Genomic DNA, 15531 nt, shown 5'->3' with positions numbered 1-15531 from the left:
CTCGGTCAGGACCGCCAGGGGATCGGCGCGCGTTCATGGACGACCACCTGGTCTAACGCGCCCGTCCTGGTGGGCCTGACGCTGGTCGCCGCCGGTGACACCCTCGGACTGGGACGTCGAGGTGCTCTTCGGTACGAATGGCATCCTCGGTCTCGTCGGCCTTCGGTGCCAGGGTGTGCTGCCGTTGAGGTTTCCCGCTGCATGTCGTTGGGGTTGTCTGTCCGTGTGCCCCTGGACGGCCGGGGGGCGGCGCGACCAGCTGGGCGGCAGGCTTTCCTGGGGTGCGCGTGGGTGTTAGCTGAATTCCGGGTGCGACAGGGTCGCGGCCCGGTCGAGGCGGTCGCGGACCTCGCGCAGCACCGGGATCAGCTCCGGCGGGTCCAGTACCTCGAAGTCGAACCCCTTCACCGCCACGTGCACCGCCAGTTCGCGCAGCGAGTTCGAGCCTGCGGTGAACAGGCAGGTGCTCGCGTCCACGGCTTCCAGTCGTCCGGCGCCGGGCGAGGTGTGTGGCGCCACCGTCTCCAGCGGGGCGTGGAAGAGGATGCGGGCCTGGTAGGTGTAGGGAGCCGAGGTGATGGCGTGGGAGACGTAGGCGGCGGTGTCCTGCTCGGGGGGTGTGCGCGGTGTGAAGCGTGCCCCCGGTGGTCCGAGTGGTTCCTCGATCCGGTCGACCCGGAAGGTGCGCCAGTCGGCCTTGGTCACGTCCCATGCCACCAGGTACCACCGGCGTGGGGTGTGCACCAGCTGGTGTGGTTCGATCTCGCGCGTGGTGAGGCCGTCGCGTCCTCGGTAGCGCAGCCGCATCCGGCGTCGGTCGCGGCACGCGGCGGCGACCGCGGCCAGTAGATCGGCGCTGACCTGCGGATCGGCCGCCCCGGGCAGTGCGACGGTCGCCGTGCGGAAGGCCTCCACCCGGTGCCGCAGCCGGGAGGGCAGGAGTTGTTGGAGCTTGGTCAGCGCCCGTACCGCGCCCTCCTCCAGGCCGGCGACGCTGCCCGTCGCGGCCGTGCGCAGGCTGATCGCCACCGCCACGGCCTCCTCGTCGTCGAGCAACAGCGGCGGCAGCGCGGCGCCCGCCCCGAGCCGGTACCCGCCGGCCACACCTGGCGTGGCGTTCACCGGGTAGCCCAGTTCGCGCAGTCGTTCGACGTCGCGTCGCACGGTGCGCAGGCCGACCTGTAGCCGGTCGGCGAGTTCGGCGCCGGTCCAGTCCGTGCGCGCCTGTAGGAGTGACAGCAGGCGCAGCAGTCGTGCGGATGTTTCCAACATGGGCAGCATTGTCGCTGCGATCGGTGCCTGTACCTGTCACCAATGGCTAATACCGTGATGGACATGACGAACGAGATCCAGCCCTACCGCGTCCAGATCCCGCAGGCCGACCTCGACGACCTGCACGAGCGGTTGCGTCGTACCCGCTGGGTCCCCGAGCTGCCCGGCGCCGGATGGGAGCGCGGTGTGCCGACCGGCTACCTGCGGGAGCTGGCCGCCTACTGGGCCGACGGCTTCGACTGGCACGCCCAGCAGGCGGCGCTCAACGCATACCCGCAGTTCACCACCATCGTGGACGGCGCGCAGGTGCACTTTTTGCATGTACGTTCCCCCGAGCCTGACGCCACTCCGCTCCTGCTGCTGCACGGTTGGCCCGGTTCGGTCGTGGAGTTCCTCGACCTCATCGGCCCGCTCACCGACCCCGCGGCTCACGGTGGCGAGGCCGCCGACGCCTTCCATCTGGTGATCCCGTCGCTGCCGGGGTACGGCTTCTCCGGTCCGTTGCCCGGTACCGGCTGGACGGACGGCCGCACCGCCGCGGCGCTGGCGGAACTGATGTCCAGGCTCGGCTACGACCGGTACGGCGTGCAGGGTGGCGACGTCAGCGGGTTCATCGCTCCGCTGGTGGGACGCGCCGCGCCGGGCAGCGTCATCGGTGTGCACGTCAACGGCCTGCTCACGTTCCCGAGCGGCGATCCGGCGATCATGGGTTCGCTGAGCGAGGTCGAGCGGGGGCGGCTGGACGGGATGAAGGACTGGCAGGAGAACCTGGGCGCCTACATGCAGGTCCAGGGCACGCGTCCGCAGACGGTCGCGGCAGGGCTGCACGACTCTCCCGCCGGTCAGCTCGCCTGGATCGTGGAGAAGTTCAAGGAATGGACGGACCCGGCCGCCAAGCTCCCCGAGGACGCGGTGGACCGGGACCGGATCCTCACCAACGTGAGCATCTACTGGTTCACCGGCACCGCGGGCTCGGCGGCGCACACCTACTACGAGCGGTTCAACGACTTCACCATGTGGGCGCCCAAGGAGCGCGGGACGGTGCCGACCGCGGTCGCGGTGTTCCCCACCGACTTCTCGGTGCGCCCGTTGGCCGACCAGGTGCACAACGTGGTGCGCTGGACGGAGTTCGAGCGGGGCGGTCACTTCGCGGCCCTGGAGACCCCTGACCTGATGGTCAACGACCTTCGGGCGTTCTTCCGGAGTCTGGGCTAACCCTCCAGCTCGGACGGAGCACGGCCCCGACAGGCCGATGGTGCGCAGCCGTCGGCCTGTCGGCTGGGCCAGGATCGAGGGTGCGGTGGGTCCGGTCGGAGAATCCGAAGCTCGGCCGCGAGGGCACCACCACGGGGAAGTCTGACGGCACCGGCAGAGTCCTTGGGGTCGGTCGAGCGCTGGTGTACCGCCGGAACGGCGTGCTGCTGCGCTGGTCGGCCGACCTGGCCGACCTGTTCGACGCCGGTGTCGTGGATCTGGATCGTGAGGCGTTGTGGCGCGCCTGCCGTGGTGACGGCGTGCTGGTCTATCCCGGACTGGCGCCGCTCCTGTCCGGTGGGCCGTGGTCAGCGGCGGGGCGCCCGGCCGGATAACGTGGGTCAGCCATGCCGCGCCGGGGGCGGCAGGTGCGCCGCCATCGCCGGGTCGGACAGGGCGCCCGGACCGTTGGGGGAGTCGAGCCACGGCCGGACGCGCCGGGCGTCGTGCGGCAGGTGGAGGGCGGCTTCGGCGGACGGCCGGTTGCTGACGAGCGGCGCTGTCATGGCGGTCTCCTGAGCGGGGCGTGTCCGAAGACAGGGCCAAAAGTCGCGGCCACCGCGCCGTTCACCAGAAGACCAGAACCCGAAGACCTACTGGGCTGACCCCTCGGCCGCCCAGCACCTCCGCACGGCAGCCGCTGACGTTCTCCCAGCGGCGCGACGGCGATCACCTCGGCCCCCTCCCGACGGACACCGACCACGAAGCCGATGACCGACGACCCACCAACCCCCCTCACACAATTGAGGTCGGCCACGGCCGTACGGACGCCGCACTGCGCGGGCTAGGGTCGTCAACCATGATCGAATCCTCCTCCCTGGACACCACCCGGGCGGCCTACGACGCCGTCGCCACCCTTTACGCCGAGCTGTTCCGCGACTCGGTCGAAGGGCATCCGCTGGACCGCGCCCTGGTCACCGCGTTCGCCGAACACGTACGGGACGCAGACGCCGGGCCGGTGGCCGACCTTGGATGCGGCCCCGGCGGCGTCACGGCGCGGCTGGCCTCCCTCGGCGTGACCGCCTTCGGCGTCGACGCCTCGCCAGCGATGATCGAGCTGGCCCGTCGGCAGTACCCGGACCTGCGGTTCGACGAGGGTTCGATGCTCGCGCTGGACATCGCTGACGGCGCGCTGGGCGGCGTTCTGGCCTGGTACTCCATCATCCACACGCCCCCGCAGGACCTGTCGGTGGTCTTCGATGAGTTCGCCCGGGTGCTGGCGCCGGGCGGCCACCTGCTCCTCGGGTTCTTCGCCACCGACGACGACTCGGCGCAGTCGGCCGAGCCGTTCGACCACAAGGTCTCCCTCGCCTACCGGCTCTCCCTCGACCACGTCGCGGACCTGGCGTCCAAGGCCGGGCTCACGGAGATCAGCCGGACGCGCCGCGAGCCGGGCGAGAACGAGAGGTTCCAGCACGGCCGTCTCCTGGCCCGCAAGCCGACCGAACCGTAGACCCGGTCAGCGCGTCATCCGGCCGCTGTCTGAGAGCTGCCACGAACGTGACGGCGTGCATCGGCGCAGCCGACCCCGCGCCCACCGCCACGTAACGAAGCAGGAAGGGGACAGACGGCCGGTTTGCGGCTGGAGCACCGCGCCTTCGGCATTGCCGCAGGGTGCCTTGTGGTGCGCGGTGTCCAACGGCCCTGTGATCAGGGCCGAAGGTCCCGCCCGGTGCGCCGCCGTCTGAGAGATCTTTGGGGGTGCGGGGCATCTGAGAACCCGACGACCCTGGTAGGGAACGATCGATGACGGACCAGGAGGCGTAGGGCACCTCGGCCACCGGCCGGGAACCGGTGGTGGAGCGGCTGGGCGAGGCCGAGTGCCTGCGGCTGATCGAGCCGGGCGGCATCGGCCGCATCGCTTTCACCGGCCGCTACGGCGTGACGGTGCTGCCGGTCAACTATCGGATGCGCGAGGGGGCCGTCGTGTTCCGCACCGGTCAGGGCAGCGCGACCGAAGAGGACCTGCGTACGGGCATCGCCGACGCCGGGTTCAAGGTGGGCTTCGAGATCGACCGTCTCGTCAAGACCCGGCGGGAGGGCTGGAGCGTCCTGATCCAGGGGGCGGCGCACCGCGTGGACCCCGAGGACGAGCGCGCGGCGGTGCCCAAGGCCGACGTGCGGCCCTGGCCCGGCGGGGAGGAGGCGTTCCTGCGGATCGTCCCCACGCGGATCACCGGGTGACCGCCCCTGATCGACAGGGTGCGATCATGGAAGCGACGGCGAGGACGCCGACGAAGGGGGACCGGTGCGGATCATCTCCGAGTCACAACTGGCCGCGGTGCTGGCGCGGCTGCCCGGCAGCCCGCGGGTGGTGGCCGGCGGCAACTTCGCCACCCCCAGGCGGGCCCTGGAGATCCTGGACGAGGCGGTCGCCGAATACCGGCTGTTCATGCTGAACGCCCAGGGGGACCTGCCCGACCGCGCCGGGGTCGTGCTGGAGACCCCGTTCGTGGGCGCGGGCATGCGCGGTCGCCGGGGGCTGCGGTACCTGCCCTCGCGCCTGTCGCTGGTTCCGCTCCTGCTGAAGGGGGAGCTGCCACCGGACGTGGTGATCGTGCAGACGTCCCCACCGGCCGGCGGCACCGTGTCGCTGGGCATCGAGGTCAACATCCTGCCGGCGGCGATCGAGGCGGTGCGGGCGCGCGGCGGTCTGGTCATCGCCCAGTGCAACCGCCGCATGCCCTACACCCACGGGGACGCCGTCCTCGCCGAGCAGGAGGTCGACTACGCGATCGAGGTCGACGAGCCGCTCCCGTCGCCGACCCCCAGGCCGCCCGGCGAGGTCTCCCGCGCCATCGCCGAGCGGGTCGCCGCCCTCGTCCCGCAGAACGCCACGCTGCAACTGGGGATCGGAGCGGTCCCCGACGCGGTGCTGGAGTCGCTGCGCGACCGCCGCGGCCTGGCGGTGTGGTCGGAGATGTTCAGCGACGGCGTGCTCGCCCTGGAGAAGGCCGGCGCGCTGGACACCAAAGCGCCGATCACCGCCTCGTTCGCCTTCGGCGGCCAGGAGCTGTACGACTGGGTCGACCGCAACGACCGGGTGCGGATGCTGCGCACCGAGAAGACCAACGACCCGGGCCTGATCGCGCGGCAGCCGCGCCTGGTGTCGGTGAACTCCGCGCTGGAGGTCGACCTGTTCGCCCAGGCCAACGCCAGCCGCGTGAACGGGGCGATCTACTCGGGCTTCGGTGGCCAGAGCGACTTCGTGGTCGGCGCGCTGCACTCGCCCGGTGGCCGGGCGATCATCGCGCTGCCCTCCTGGCATCCCAAGGCCGACGTGTCGACGGTGGTGCCGCGCCTGACCGGCCCGGCGACCTCCTTCCAGCACAGCTTCGTCGTCAGCGAGCAGGGCACCGCCACGATCTGGGGCCGCGACGCCGCCGAACAGGCCCGGCAGCTGATCGACCACGTCGCGCACCCCGACGCCCGCGACGGCCTGCGCGAAGCCGGCCGCGCCCTGGGGTTCCCGTCCCTTTGACCGGTCCCGCCGGAGTGTCGGAACTGCGTGGGATACTCACCCTCCCCGGCGGGAGGTGGTGCCGTGAGCGGTCTGTCCCAGTGGGCGAGGGAACTCGACCTCGCCACCGTGACGGCGTTGTCGCTGGCGTTCAACTTCGCGTTGACCGGGGCGTGTGTGGTGGCCGGTGGGTGGCTGGCACGCCGGTCAGCGGTTCCCACCGTCTCCCCACCGGTCACCCGGTTCGAGGTGGGGCTGGCGGTGGTGACGACCGTGCTCAACGCCGGGGTGGCCGTGGCGGGATGGTGGTTGTGGCGGCACGGGATCCTGCGGCTGGAGGGGTTCACCGGCCCTGGAGTGCTGGTCGAGCTGGTGGGGTTCACCCTGGTGATGGACGCGGCGATGTACGTCGGGCACGCGGCGGCCCACCACCGGACGGTCTACGCCCTGGTCCACCGGTTGCACCACCGTTTCGACGATCCGCGTCCGCTGACGCTGTTCGCGCTGCACCCGCTTGAGGTGCTGGGGTTCGGCGGCATGTGGCTGGCGGTGCTGTCGCTGTGGACGATCTCGGGCTGGGCACTGGCTGGCTATGTCGTCCTGAACGCGGCGTTCGGGACGCTGGGGCACCTGGGCGTGGAGCCACTGCCCGCCCGGTTGCGACGCGGATGGCTGTTCCGGTGGGTGGCCACCCCTTCCTTCCACGCCGGTCACCACGCCGACGGCCGTGTCAACCTGGGCTTCTACACCACCATCTGGGACCGGCTGTTCGGCACCATCGACCCCACCTACGACGAGACCCGCCGCGCCCCCACCCCTGCGGTGCTCACGACCCGGCCGTGAAAGGGGCACCGCCGTAACGCCCGGGGAACAGCGGTCAGGGCCGCGCGGCCGAGGATGTGGCCGGCCATGGTGAAGCCGAGGAAGGCCGGGGTGGCGCGTCGGCCGGGACGCCGATGTGCTCGACGTCGAGGGCGTGCACCACGACGAAGTAGCGGTGCGGGCCGTGACCGGCCTGCTTGGCGAGCACGAGCCGGGCAGTGAGCCCGTTCATCGGAAGGGGCGCGGCCTGGACGTTCGAGAACCCGGCCGGGATCTTCGCGACCAGGTGCGCCCGGCAGCCGCCGTGCTCGCCAGAGGGCACCATGATCGCCATGACGGCGTCCCCGATCGTGAACGGGCGGTCGACGGCGGGGCCCACATCGGTGATCACGCCGACGACCTCCACGCCCGGCACCCGCACCGCGGCCACCTCATGCTGACGCGGACGGGCACGGATCATCGCGTCGACCGGGTTCACCGAGGCACTGGTGACCCGGATCCTGGCCTGACCGGGACCGATCGGTTCGACCGCCAGGTCGAGCTCGCCGCGAGCATCCGGTCCACGCCGGGAACGGATCGACGGAATGCCGCGCACCAGCGGCTCCAAGCCCCGACTGTCGCGGGTGGTGGCCGCCGAGGTCCCGGCAGGGACCGGAAGGCCACCCCGTTCGGCGAGCAAGCGGCTTGGCCCAGATCGGGTCCGGGGCCCCTCGGTGAAGCGGCGACCGTCGGTGGACAGGAGGGAACAGGGCCCGCCCATACGCGGGCCCTCCGCTTTCCCTCAGTCTTCGCCGCGCCAGGCGCGCAGCTCGCGACGCGCCTGGTGGCGGCTGCGGCGGCGGTCCTGGCGTCGCAGGAGGTATCCCTCCCTGCCCCCGCCGACGCCACCGCAGTCGAACACGTAGTAGGCGGTGGCGCGCCAGTGACAGCCGCTGGTGCGCTGGTTCAGGGACGCGCTGTCGGCGGTGATCTCGTCCGGCAGCGTGCACGGTCCGAACCGATGGTCATGCACGGGCACGCAGGTCACCATCGGCGCGTCGGCCATCCGCACCCACCAGGGCCGGGTCTTGTCGGTCTTACTCATACGGTCACCTTTCGGCTCCGCGACGCCCCGGGCTGGGGCTGTCGTAAGACCGGGTGCACCGTGATCACCTCCGACTTCCGCGCATGACATATGGGTACCGACAGCGACGGTAGCGCGAGCCGCAGGAGTGCGCGAGCGACAAGACCGCGTTGTCGACCGCCTGTGGCTTCCAGAGCTTGATGTCGCCTGGTCATCGGCGCTCTTTGTCATCTGGGCCGGTCATGGCGTTGCCGGACGACCGGCCTGATCTGATGCGGGGATTCAGCGTCGGCGGCGGCTAGGAGCCGACCCGGACAATCACGAGAGATCGAAGGGGGCGGGGGAGTGGCCTTCCCAGATCTGGCGGGATGCCTGTTCGGGGTAGGGCACAGTCCTCGACTCGGCGTCCAGGACGCGGGTGAGGTGCCCGCCGGGCCGGTGGGCGGACCAGCCCGCGTCGCCGGTGGTGACGAAGCGGACCCATGCCTCCTGGAGTTCGCGGGAGAGCGCGACGGCCTCGGGAGTGGGCTCCTCGCCGATGAGCTGGGTGCCGACGGGGCTGTCCAGCGTGCCGAACGCCAGGGGCACGTCGAGGCTGTGGCAGGCGCCCAGGATGCCGCCGAGGGCCGGGGCAGCCCAGCACAGTTCGAACAGGTACGAGGTGCCGCCGGCTGCGGCGTTCGCCTCGGCCAGCTTCTGTGACGGCATGCGGAAGAGGGCGTCGGAGTACACCGTCTCCACCAGCTCCTCCGGGCCCGCCTGCGGGAACGCGGCACGGTAGGCCCGCGCGCCGTCCGGCTGCGGGGCGAGCAGTTCCAGGGCTGCGTGGGCGTCCTCCTCGGTGAAGGTGCCGTACCGTCCGCTCACAACGCTGAAGTACCGGAACTCGTCCCGGGTGTGGCCGACGAGCAGTTCGGTCCCGCTCGCGCGCGCGCCGGTCAGCGCGGGCCAGGGCGTTTCCGGGAGGACCTCGCCGTCGACGACGGGGCACAGCGCGGTGCCGGTCTCGGTGAGGCGTCCCCAGCTCTCCCGGTGCGCGTGGAGGCCGGCGTTGAAGGAGGTGAGCTCGGCGGCCAGGTGCCATGGGTCGATGTCGCGCAGGGCCTCGGCGGTGGGGGCCTCCGCGCCGAGCCGGTCCGCGAACGCGGCGGTGACCTGCCGCGCCAGCGCGGGGGTGCTGTGCAGCCCCGGCACCGAATGGGCGATGGCCCGCCGGAACAGGCCGCGCGCGGACTTCATCGTCAGCAGGGCGGCGACCGAGCCCGCCCCGGCGGACACCCCGCCCACGGTGACCCGGCCGGGGTCGCCTCCAAAAGCGGCGATGTTGCGCTGCACCCACTCCAGCGCCGCGATCTGGTCGAGGAACCCGCGGTTGGGCGGCACGTCGTCGAGGAACGCGAATCCCTCCGCACCCACGCGGCAGTTGATGGTCACCACGACGACTCCCGCCTCGGCCAGCGCCGCCGGGTCGAACATCGGATCGCTCGAGGCCGCCGAGAGGTAGCCGCCCACGGGGATCCACACCAGCACCGGCAGTCCCGCCGCGCCGGGATCTGGAGTACCGACGTTGAGCGTCAGCCAGTCGGTGCCCTGCGGGGGCACGTCGATCGGCAGGGACAGCGGCACCACGGGGCCGAACTCGACCGCCTGCCTCGTCCCCTCCCAGCGGTGCGGCGGCGCGGGCGCGGCGAAGCGGAGCGCTCCGACCGGGGGCTGGGCGTAGGGGATGCCGCGGAACACCGCGTGCCCCTGCCGCCGACGCCCCTGCACCACGCCTTCCGTGGTCCGCACCTTTGGCTGTTGGGACATGACGATTCCCTCCCTCGAGTGGACCCCAGGATTATGGGTCAGATGTATTATGTCAACTGTATTGGAAAAGTCCCGGGGTACGAGGGAGGGGCCGGCGATGCCGAAACAGGTGGATCACCGCGAACGCCGCGAAGCGATCGCCCGCGCACTGTGGCGGGTGGTGGAGCAGCGCGGCGTCACACAGCTGACGATGCGCGTGGTGGCGCAGGAGGCGGGCATGTCACTCGGGCAGCTGCAGCACTACTTCGCCTCCCGGACCGCCATGCTCTCCTTCGCCATGGACTTCGCGTCCGAGCAGACCTCGGTGCGCGTACACCAGGGGCTCGAAAAGCTCGGTGACCGTCCGCACCCCCGTGACGTGCTGCGACTGACGCTCGCGGAAATGCTCCCCCTGCATGCCGACGCCCGCGCGACCAGCCGGATGAGCGCCGCCTACGTCCTGGAGGCGCTGCACGACGAGACCGTGCACGAGCAGGCGCGCCGCGGCCTCGTCCAAGGGCGGGCCCTCGTCGAGCAGCTGGTCCGCCAGGCGATCGCCGACGGGCACATCGACTCCGGCCGCGACCCGGCGACCGAGACCAACCTGCTCCTCGCCCTCACCGGCTTCACCCCCCTGATCGAACTCGACGTGATCGAGCCCCGGGACGCGCTCGCCGCGATCGACGTGCATCTGGACCGGCTGTTCAGGAGTACGTGACCTGCCCCCGGACACGAGGGCAGGCGGGGACAAGTTCAGCTCTAGTCCGGCCGCCCCCGGCCTGGTCCGCCCCTACGTCGGCAGGCTGTTCCACCGTCGCATCGGCCAGGTGCTGGGCCTGTGACAGTTCGGCTGGAAGGGGCTGCCGATCGACACGACCACCTGGCACACGAGCACCGACGTGCCTCAAAGGTCGTACGTCCCCAGGCGAACGGCTATCGGTGGAACGTGGGCAGCGCGCAGGCGGTCGCCGCGGATCTGCGTGCCCTGGCTGCCGGTCCTGCGGCGGCCGGGCATCTGAGGGAGCGCCTGCCGACCGCGGACGACGCGCTCAGCACGGCATTGCAAGTGGACGGCGCGGTAGGCGTGGATGCGCGGCTGAAGCCGCGTGAACCAGAGGAGGCGGAGGTGCGGTTCGGCACACGCCTGGCCGCCGTACCCGAACCAGGCGTGCCGCGCAGGCGGAGTCCGGCACGACGGTGAACTCAATCTGCATGAGTGTGTCGTAGTCAGCCCCGAGCGGCCGATTCGTGGCAGAGTGGCGGGATGCCTGGCGCGCGGTACGGGATGGATGCACCCTACGGATTCGGCTTCATGGGCCTGGTGGTGCTGGGGTTCTGGGTGACCGGGCTGGTGATGGCGATCACCGCCGATCTGGCCGCCGCGCTGCCCGCGCTGGTCTCCGGCACCCTGCTGGCGGGATGCCTGGCCCTGAGCCTGCACGCCACACTGCGCGGCAAGTTCCTGGTCTGGCGGGACGTGCTCAACGAGCTGGACCTGCGTGGCGACGAACGGCTGCTCGACCTCGGCTGCGGACGCGGCGCCGTCCTGTTGGCCGCCGCCCGGCACCTCCCGCAGGGCCAAGCGGTCGGCGTGGACCTGTGGCGCGGACGGGACCAGTCCGGCAACACCCCGGCGGCGACCCTGCGCAACGCCCGCGCCGAAGGCGTCGCCGACCGCGTCCACGTGCAAGGGGGCGACCTGCGCAGACTCCCGTACGCGGAGGCAAGCTTCGACCTGGTGGTGTCCAGCCTGACGGTGCACACCATCTTCGGCGCGAACGCCCGCGCCCAAGCGATCACCGAGGCCTACCGGGTGCTGCGGCCGGGCGGCCGCCTGCTGATCGCCGACCTGGCGCGGACCCCCCGCGAGTACGCTGCGGTGCTGGCCCGGCTGAACGCCCAGGACATCCACGTGCGCGGCCTCGGCTGGCGCGTTTGGTGGGGCAGTCCCTGGGTCCCGACCCGCCTGCTCACCGCCCGCAAACCAGCCACCCCCTGAACACACCCACCGGCACGATCCAGGCCCCATGGCCACCACGTCGCCGGCCGACCGCTCCCACCCCCTGCGCGAGCGCGTGCTGTGACAGACGCTGCGCGACACCGCCGCCCACGCCAGCCAGATCCCGTCCCCGGACATCGAGGACCTGGACATCCCTCCACGCCGCGCCCGGCCTCGGGGAGCAATGGAACAGTGGTTAAGCATTGACCGACGTCATGGACGCCGTTGACGGCGGGCGTTCCCGCCGGTCACCCGTGGTTGTCCGGTTCGGCGTCGGCGAAGGCGCGGTATCCACCGAGATCTCGGGCTGGGCGAGGACGTCGCCGCAGTGGACGACTCGGACCGGACCCGGGGCCACCATCGGATGCTGACCCGCCGGCGTAGCGAGGCGGCGTCGGACATTCAGCAAGACCGCCGTCGTCATCAGCCCTCCCTCGCCGAAGACGGCGGCGAGCTGCGCGGGCGTCGGCGACGAAGGCGTCGGACCGTCGGGACCATCCGGTCCGGCAGCCGCCGCGCCGCCGGGGTCGGGACCGGGCCGCGCGGCGCGCTGCATCGCCTCCATGTCCAGCCCGGCGGCCTCGGCCTGGTCCTCCCACGCTGCCCGGAGCGGATCAGTCGGGCGAGGCCTGCGTCGGGCACGGCCTCGCCGTCGGCCTCGTCGCCCTGGCCCTCGCGTCCGGTCGGTGTCGCCGCTGGTGAGGGCGCGTTCGGCTTGGCTTCTGTCGACGCAGCCGAGGCTCACTTGCGCTCGGCGGTGGTCGCGGTCGCCGGGTCGATGCCCCTCGCGCAGCTTGTCGTTGGTCTGCCCGGCGCGCTTGGAGCACAGGCCGCGGACCTCGGCCGGAACGCCCGCCACCTCCCACGTGCCGCCCGGCTCCTGCGTCCAGACGAACCCCAGCTCGGTGGTCTTGGCGCGGAACCTCGCCTGGGTCAGCGCCCCGGCGAGCTGGACGTGCCGGTGCAGGTCCCGGCCGCCGCCCGCGATCGTGCCCCACCCGTCGGCCAGGTCGCGGGCGGGGTCGTCGCTGACCTCGCGGGCCAAGTGCGCGATCACGCAGTGCGCGTGCAGCTGCGGATCGGACGCGTTCCCGTCGACCGGGCGGGCGACGTCGTGCCACATGATCCACCCCAGGAACCCCGAGGTGTCCACGCGGCGGGCGGTCTGGCCATCACCGTGGCGGCCGCGCATCCCGTAGGAGGTCCAGCGCTCCAGGTCGGCCAGCGTCTCACGCACCGACTCACGGAACGCGGTCTCGATCGGCCGGGAGATCTCCGGCTCGCCCAACGCCCACAACACGCTCGCCGACTTGGGCAGGTCCAACGTCAAGCCGAACCCGCGCTCACCGACGCGCACGGTGGCGTTGCGGTGGGCCCGCGCCACGTTCAACGCGGCCCGGTCGTAGACGTCGACCAGGGCGAGGCCGGTCTCGGCGGCGATCCGCTCCAGGTCCTTGACCGGCGCGCGGTGCCCCTCGCCCTCGCGCGCCACCATCCGCACCAGACGGGCGATCCGCTTGCGGGTCCACTGCGTGCGCGCCAGCCGCTCCACCGGAACGCCGCGCCGCTCGGCGGCCCGGTCCAACGCGTGCAGGAACGGCGCGGCCGCCAGCTTGCTCTTGGGATGCGCGGCCCGCTTGGGCGCCACCAGCTCCCGGCCGTCGGGGCTGCACCCGTTCATCAGCGCGTGGGCGGCGTTCTTGTCGGCCTCGGTCGCCAGCGCGGTCCCGGCGGTGATGTCGACCTCGCCCAAGCCCCCGCCGAACCACTCCAGGCGGGTGGTGGGGTCCATCCGGTAGTCCACCCGGGCATCGCGCGCAGCACCGGCCGCGGCGGCCTGGTGCTCGGCACCGTGTTGGTGGTCGGGGTGGGTGCATCCGGCTGACGCCTCCAGCCGGTAGTCCACCTGCCCTTGATCGGGACCGATGACCGTCAGCCACGCCATGCCGCCTCACCCCCTTCCCGCCGTCGTTCTCCGGCGCGCTCAGCGCCACCCCCAGGCCCCGCAGGGGCGTATCACCCATCGGGTGATACATAGGTCCTCTGCGTTGATCTCGTGTGAGTTTTGATCTTGTGATTTGTGGTGATGGTTGTCGTTGTTGATGTCGTTCGTCGTGTTGGTGATCGGGTGTTTTGTCGCTATGTGAAATCGGTTCTGAGGCCGATGTGACCTCCGGGATCCTGGAGGCTGGTGGGTTTCCTCAACGACGCCACCAGGCCCGCGCGGCCTCTCGGGGGGACACCGGGAGACCGGCCGCGCGGGTCATCATCGGCCCGTGCCGACGCGGGGCCGCCACCGCGCCCCGGCGTTCCGCCCACAGGCGCCGGTCGCGGCCCCATGGCGCGTTCGTCTACGTCTACATCTTTGTCTACGCGCCGCCCCACGTGCAGGCGTGCGGGGGCGTAGACGAAGACGTAGACAACCGCCGTGTTCGGCCCGGCGAGCCCGCCGTCAGGCGCCGGTCGGCACTTGCCGCCTGCGGTGATCTCCCGACAATCTACATACTCACCGTCATCGACCAGTCGCAGATGGTTAGAGAAGGGGTGTCGGTTCGTCGAGCATCAGGAGGATCTGCATGCGCACCGCATCCGCCCCTACTCCTGTCCGCGCGGCTGTTCGCGCCACCGCGGTGGCGGCGCTGGCCGCCGTCGTCTGGGCACCGCTGGCGGACACCTCATCGGCCAGCCCCACCGGTCTCACCCACGCCGACCCGAAGGCCACCGTCACCATCGACAAGGTGTGGGTGCCCAACGACACCCCCGTGAGCAACCCACGCGTGCAACTGACCTACAGCTGCACCAGCAGCAGACCCAACAGCCTGGCCTACACCGTCAAACAAGGCGAAAGTTACGCCTACGGCAGCGTCGACATCTCCTGCCCCAAGACCTCCACCACCGTGACGGGTGTCGCCAATCGGCTCGGCGATTCACGCTGGGACGTCAAAAAACGCGCCGAGGTCAAGGCAGCCATTGGCCGTGTCGATAGGGAAGACGACGATCAGCTGCAGGGGCCAGTGACCGGCCCGGAAAGCTTGCTGGACACCGTCATGGGCACCCACACCCTGGACGCCTGCATCCGCAGCAAGGGCGACGTCTCTACCTGTCCCATGGTCTAGGTCCTGCGTTCCCGACCGTGTCCCCAGCCACCTGGCAGCTGGGGACACGCCGGAAGCGCAGGGCCAGCACGTCTGCGAGGTCACCTACGCCGGTGACCTGACGCCCGACAGGGCTTACGCACGATCTCGCAGAGATGTTCCTCAAGCCCCGCCCCCGGCGCGCCGCAGCGATCGTCGAGGCCGACGGCATCGTGGTGCGCTCGACCGGCGTCACCGCCGTCCGCAAGATCAGCACCGGCACCTGCTCCATCGACCTGGACCCCGACATCAACGCCGCCAAGACCATTCCCGTCGCCACCCCACGCGGAGGCGCCCCCTGGAACACCGCCATTTTCATCGGCACCCACCAGGGCTGCGGCGACGCCGCCAGGTCCTTCCGCGTCTTCACCGACAACACCACCCGGGCGGATCCATGGACGCCCCCCTTCCACGTCGTCGACTGATCCCCACCCGACCTAGCGGACCGGCCCGTCCTGGCCTGCCCGAAGGGGGGTCAGGACGGGCCACGGCAGGACCGGCACCCGCGCCGCATGCCCGGCCGGGCCACCGCCGGCCGAGGGACGCTGGCGACCGCGCCGGTCCCGGCGCGGCTCGAAGACCGCCCGGACGGTCACACCCGACAGAATCTCGGCTCTGTCTCCCGTGAGCCCCGCCCGGACTTCCTGACTTGATCCCCACCAACACTCTCTGCGTCGCGGCTAGGCGCCGTCCGTCTGTTCCCGACGGTGGTCCGGTCGGCCTGTGGGGCGGGCCGGGG

Annotated in this window: 17 protein-coding genes and 1 pseudogene; 11 read left to right on the top strand and 7 right to left on the bottom strand. The window is 71.5% G+C overall.

Features of this window, described 5'->3' with window-relative positions; all coding sequences use genetic code 11:
- Positions 1-294: 294 nt before the first annotated feature.
- Positions 295-1272: a helix-turn-helix transcriptional regulator gene (locus AKI01S_RS11720; RefSeq protein WP_067815123.1), complete on the bottom strand. Its 978-nt coding sequence runs from the start codon at positions 1270-1272 to the stop codon at positions 295-297.
- Positions 1273-1335: 63 nt separating this feature from the next.
- Between AKI01S_RS11720 and AKI01S_RS11715 the strand changes: the two genes are divergently transcribed.
- Together AKI01S_RS11715 and AKI01S_RS11710 are read left to right on the top strand one after the other, a co-directional pair.
- The gene (locus tag AKI01S_RS11715; protein WP_157419784.1) at positions 1336-2487 is read left to right on the top strand and encodes an epoxide hydrolase family protein; all 1152 of its coding nucleotides are present in this window, start codon (positions 1336-1338) and stop codon (positions 2485-2487) included.
- 182 nt (positions 2488-2669) lie between these two features.
- Positions 2670-2861 (top strand): hypothetical protein, encoded by a 192-nt coding sequence (locus AKI01S_RS11710; RefSeq protein WP_067814981.1) that lies wholly within the window; start codon positions 2670-2672, stop codon positions 2859-2861.
- Between the two features lie 6 nt (positions 2862-2867).
- Here AKI01S_RS11710 and AKI01S_RS50405 read toward each other — a convergent pair whose 3' ends face one another.
- Positions 2868-3032, bottom strand: coding sequence for a hypothetical protein (locus tag AKI01S_RS50405; protein WP_157419783.1), 165 nt, complete (start codon positions 3030-3032; stop codon positions 2868-2870).
- Between the two features lie 293 nt (positions 3033-3325).
- On the opposite strand from AKI01S_RS50405, the gene AKI01S_RS11705 reads away from it, so the two are divergent.
- The 4 genes from AKI01S_RS11705 to AKI01S_RS11690 all read left to right on the top strand — a co-directional run bounded on the left by AKI01S_RS11705 (position 3326) and on the right by AKI01S_RS11690 (position 6829).
- Complete coding sequence (locus AKI01S_RS11705; RefSeq protein ID WP_067814980.1) at positions 3326-3979, top strand: class I SAM-dependent methyltransferase; 654 nt, start codon at positions 3326-3328, stop codon at positions 3977-3979.
- 344 nt (positions 3980-4323) lie between these two features.
- Complete coding sequence (locus tag AKI01S_RS11700; RefSeq protein WP_169813947.1) at positions 4324-4710, top strand: pyridoxamine 5'-phosphate oxidase family protein; 387 nt, start codon at positions 4324-4326, stop codon at positions 4708-4710.
- Positions 4711-4774: 64 nt separating this feature from the next.
- Positions 4775-6007, top strand: coding sequence for an acetyl-CoA hydrolase/transferase family protein (locus tag AKI01S_RS11695; RefSeq protein WP_067814975.1), 1233 nt, complete (start codon positions 4775-4777; stop codon positions 6005-6007).
- Between the two features lie 63 nt (positions 6008-6070).
- Positions 6071-6829 (top strand): sterol desaturase family protein, encoded by a 759-nt coding sequence (locus tag AKI01S_RS11690; protein ID WP_218009642.1) that lies wholly within the window; start codon positions 6071-6073, stop codon positions 6827-6829.
- Between the two features lie 34 nt (positions 6830-6863).
- On the opposite strand, the gene AKI01S_RS52770 is transcribed toward AKI01S_RS11690, so the two are convergent.
- The 4 genes and pseudogenes from AKI01S_RS52770 to AKI01S_RS11675 form a co-directional block, all read right to left on the bottom strand.
- On the bottom strand, positions 6864-7328 hold the full coding sequence (locus tag AKI01S_RS52770) for an alcohol dehydrogenase catalytic domain-containing protein (RefSeq protein WP_369688715.1): 465 nt from the start codon (positions 7326-7328) through the stop codon (positions 6864-6866).
- Between the two features lie 27 nt (positions 7329-7355).
- A pseudogene (locus tag AKI01S_RS53365) lies at positions 7356-7487 on the bottom strand (IS5/IS1182 family transposase); the annotation flags it as partial.
- 102 nt (positions 7488-7589) lie between these two features.
- Positions 7590-7892, bottom strand: coding sequence for a hypothetical protein (locus AKI01S_RS11680; RefSeq protein ID WP_067814968.1), 303 nt, complete (start codon positions 7890-7892; stop codon positions 7590-7592).
- 297 nt (positions 7893-8189) lie between these two features.
- On the bottom strand, positions 8190-9680 hold the full coding sequence (locus tag AKI01S_RS11675; RefSeq protein ID WP_067814965.1) for a carboxylesterase/lipase family protein: 1491 nt from the start codon (positions 9678-9680) through the stop codon (positions 8190-8192).
- A 97-nt stretch (positions 9681-9777) separates the two neighbouring features.
- Here AKI01S_RS11675 and AKI01S_RS11670 point away from each other — a divergent pair, with 97 nt between their 5' ends.
- The 3 genes from AKI01S_RS11670 (at position 9778) to AKI01S_RS11665 (ending at position 11658) form a co-directional block, all read left to right on the top strand.
- Positions 9778-10377: a TetR/AcrR family transcriptional regulator gene (locus AKI01S_RS11670; protein WP_067814962.1), complete on the top strand. Its 600-nt coding sequence runs from the start codon at positions 9778-9780 to the stop codon at positions 10375-10377.
- A gap of 228 nt (positions 10378-10605) precedes the next feature.
- Positions 10606-10860 (top strand): hypothetical protein, encoded by a 255-nt coding sequence (locus AKI01S_RS50390; protein ID WP_157419782.1) that lies wholly within the window; start codon positions 10606-10608, stop codon positions 10858-10860.
- 84 nt (positions 10861-10944) lie between these two features.
- The gene (locus AKI01S_RS11665) at positions 10945-11658 is read left to right on the top strand and encodes a class I SAM-dependent methyltransferase (RefSeq protein ID WP_218009640.1); all 714 of its coding nucleotides are present in this window, start codon (positions 10945-10947) and stop codon (positions 11656-11658) included.
- 196 nt (positions 11659-11854) lie between these two features.
- On the opposite strand, the gene AKI01S_RS11660 is transcribed toward AKI01S_RS11665, so the two are convergent.
- Complete coding sequence (locus tag AKI01S_RS11660; protein ID WP_067814958.1) at positions 11855-13603, bottom strand: relaxase domain-containing protein; 1749 nt, start codon at positions 13601-13603, stop codon at positions 11855-11857.
- 631 nt (positions 13604-14234) lie between these two features.
- On the opposite strand from AKI01S_RS11660, the gene AKI01S_RS11655 reads away from it, so the two are divergent.
- The gene (locus tag AKI01S_RS11655; protein WP_067814956.1) at positions 14235-14774 is read left to right on the top strand and encodes a hypothetical protein; all 540 of its coding nucleotides are present in this window, start codon (positions 14235-14237) and stop codon (positions 14772-14774) included.
- Between the two features lie 134 nt (positions 14775-14908).
- The gene (locus tag AKI01S_RS11650; protein ID WP_067814947.1) at positions 14909-15217 is read left to right on the top strand and encodes a hypothetical protein; all 309 of its coding nucleotides are present in this window, start codon (positions 14909-14911) and stop codon (positions 15215-15217) included.
- The last annotated feature ends 314 nt before the right edge of the window (positions 15218-15531 follow it).

Source organism: Actinomadura kijaniata NBRC 14229, from assembly GCF_001552175.1.
Taxonomy (GTDB): Bacteria; Actinomycetota; Actinomycetes; order Streptosporangiales; family Streptosporangiaceae; genus Spirillospora; species Spirillospora kijaniata.
Note: the sequence above shows the minus strand (reverse complement) of the source record. Positions and strands in the feature narration are given on the sequence as shown.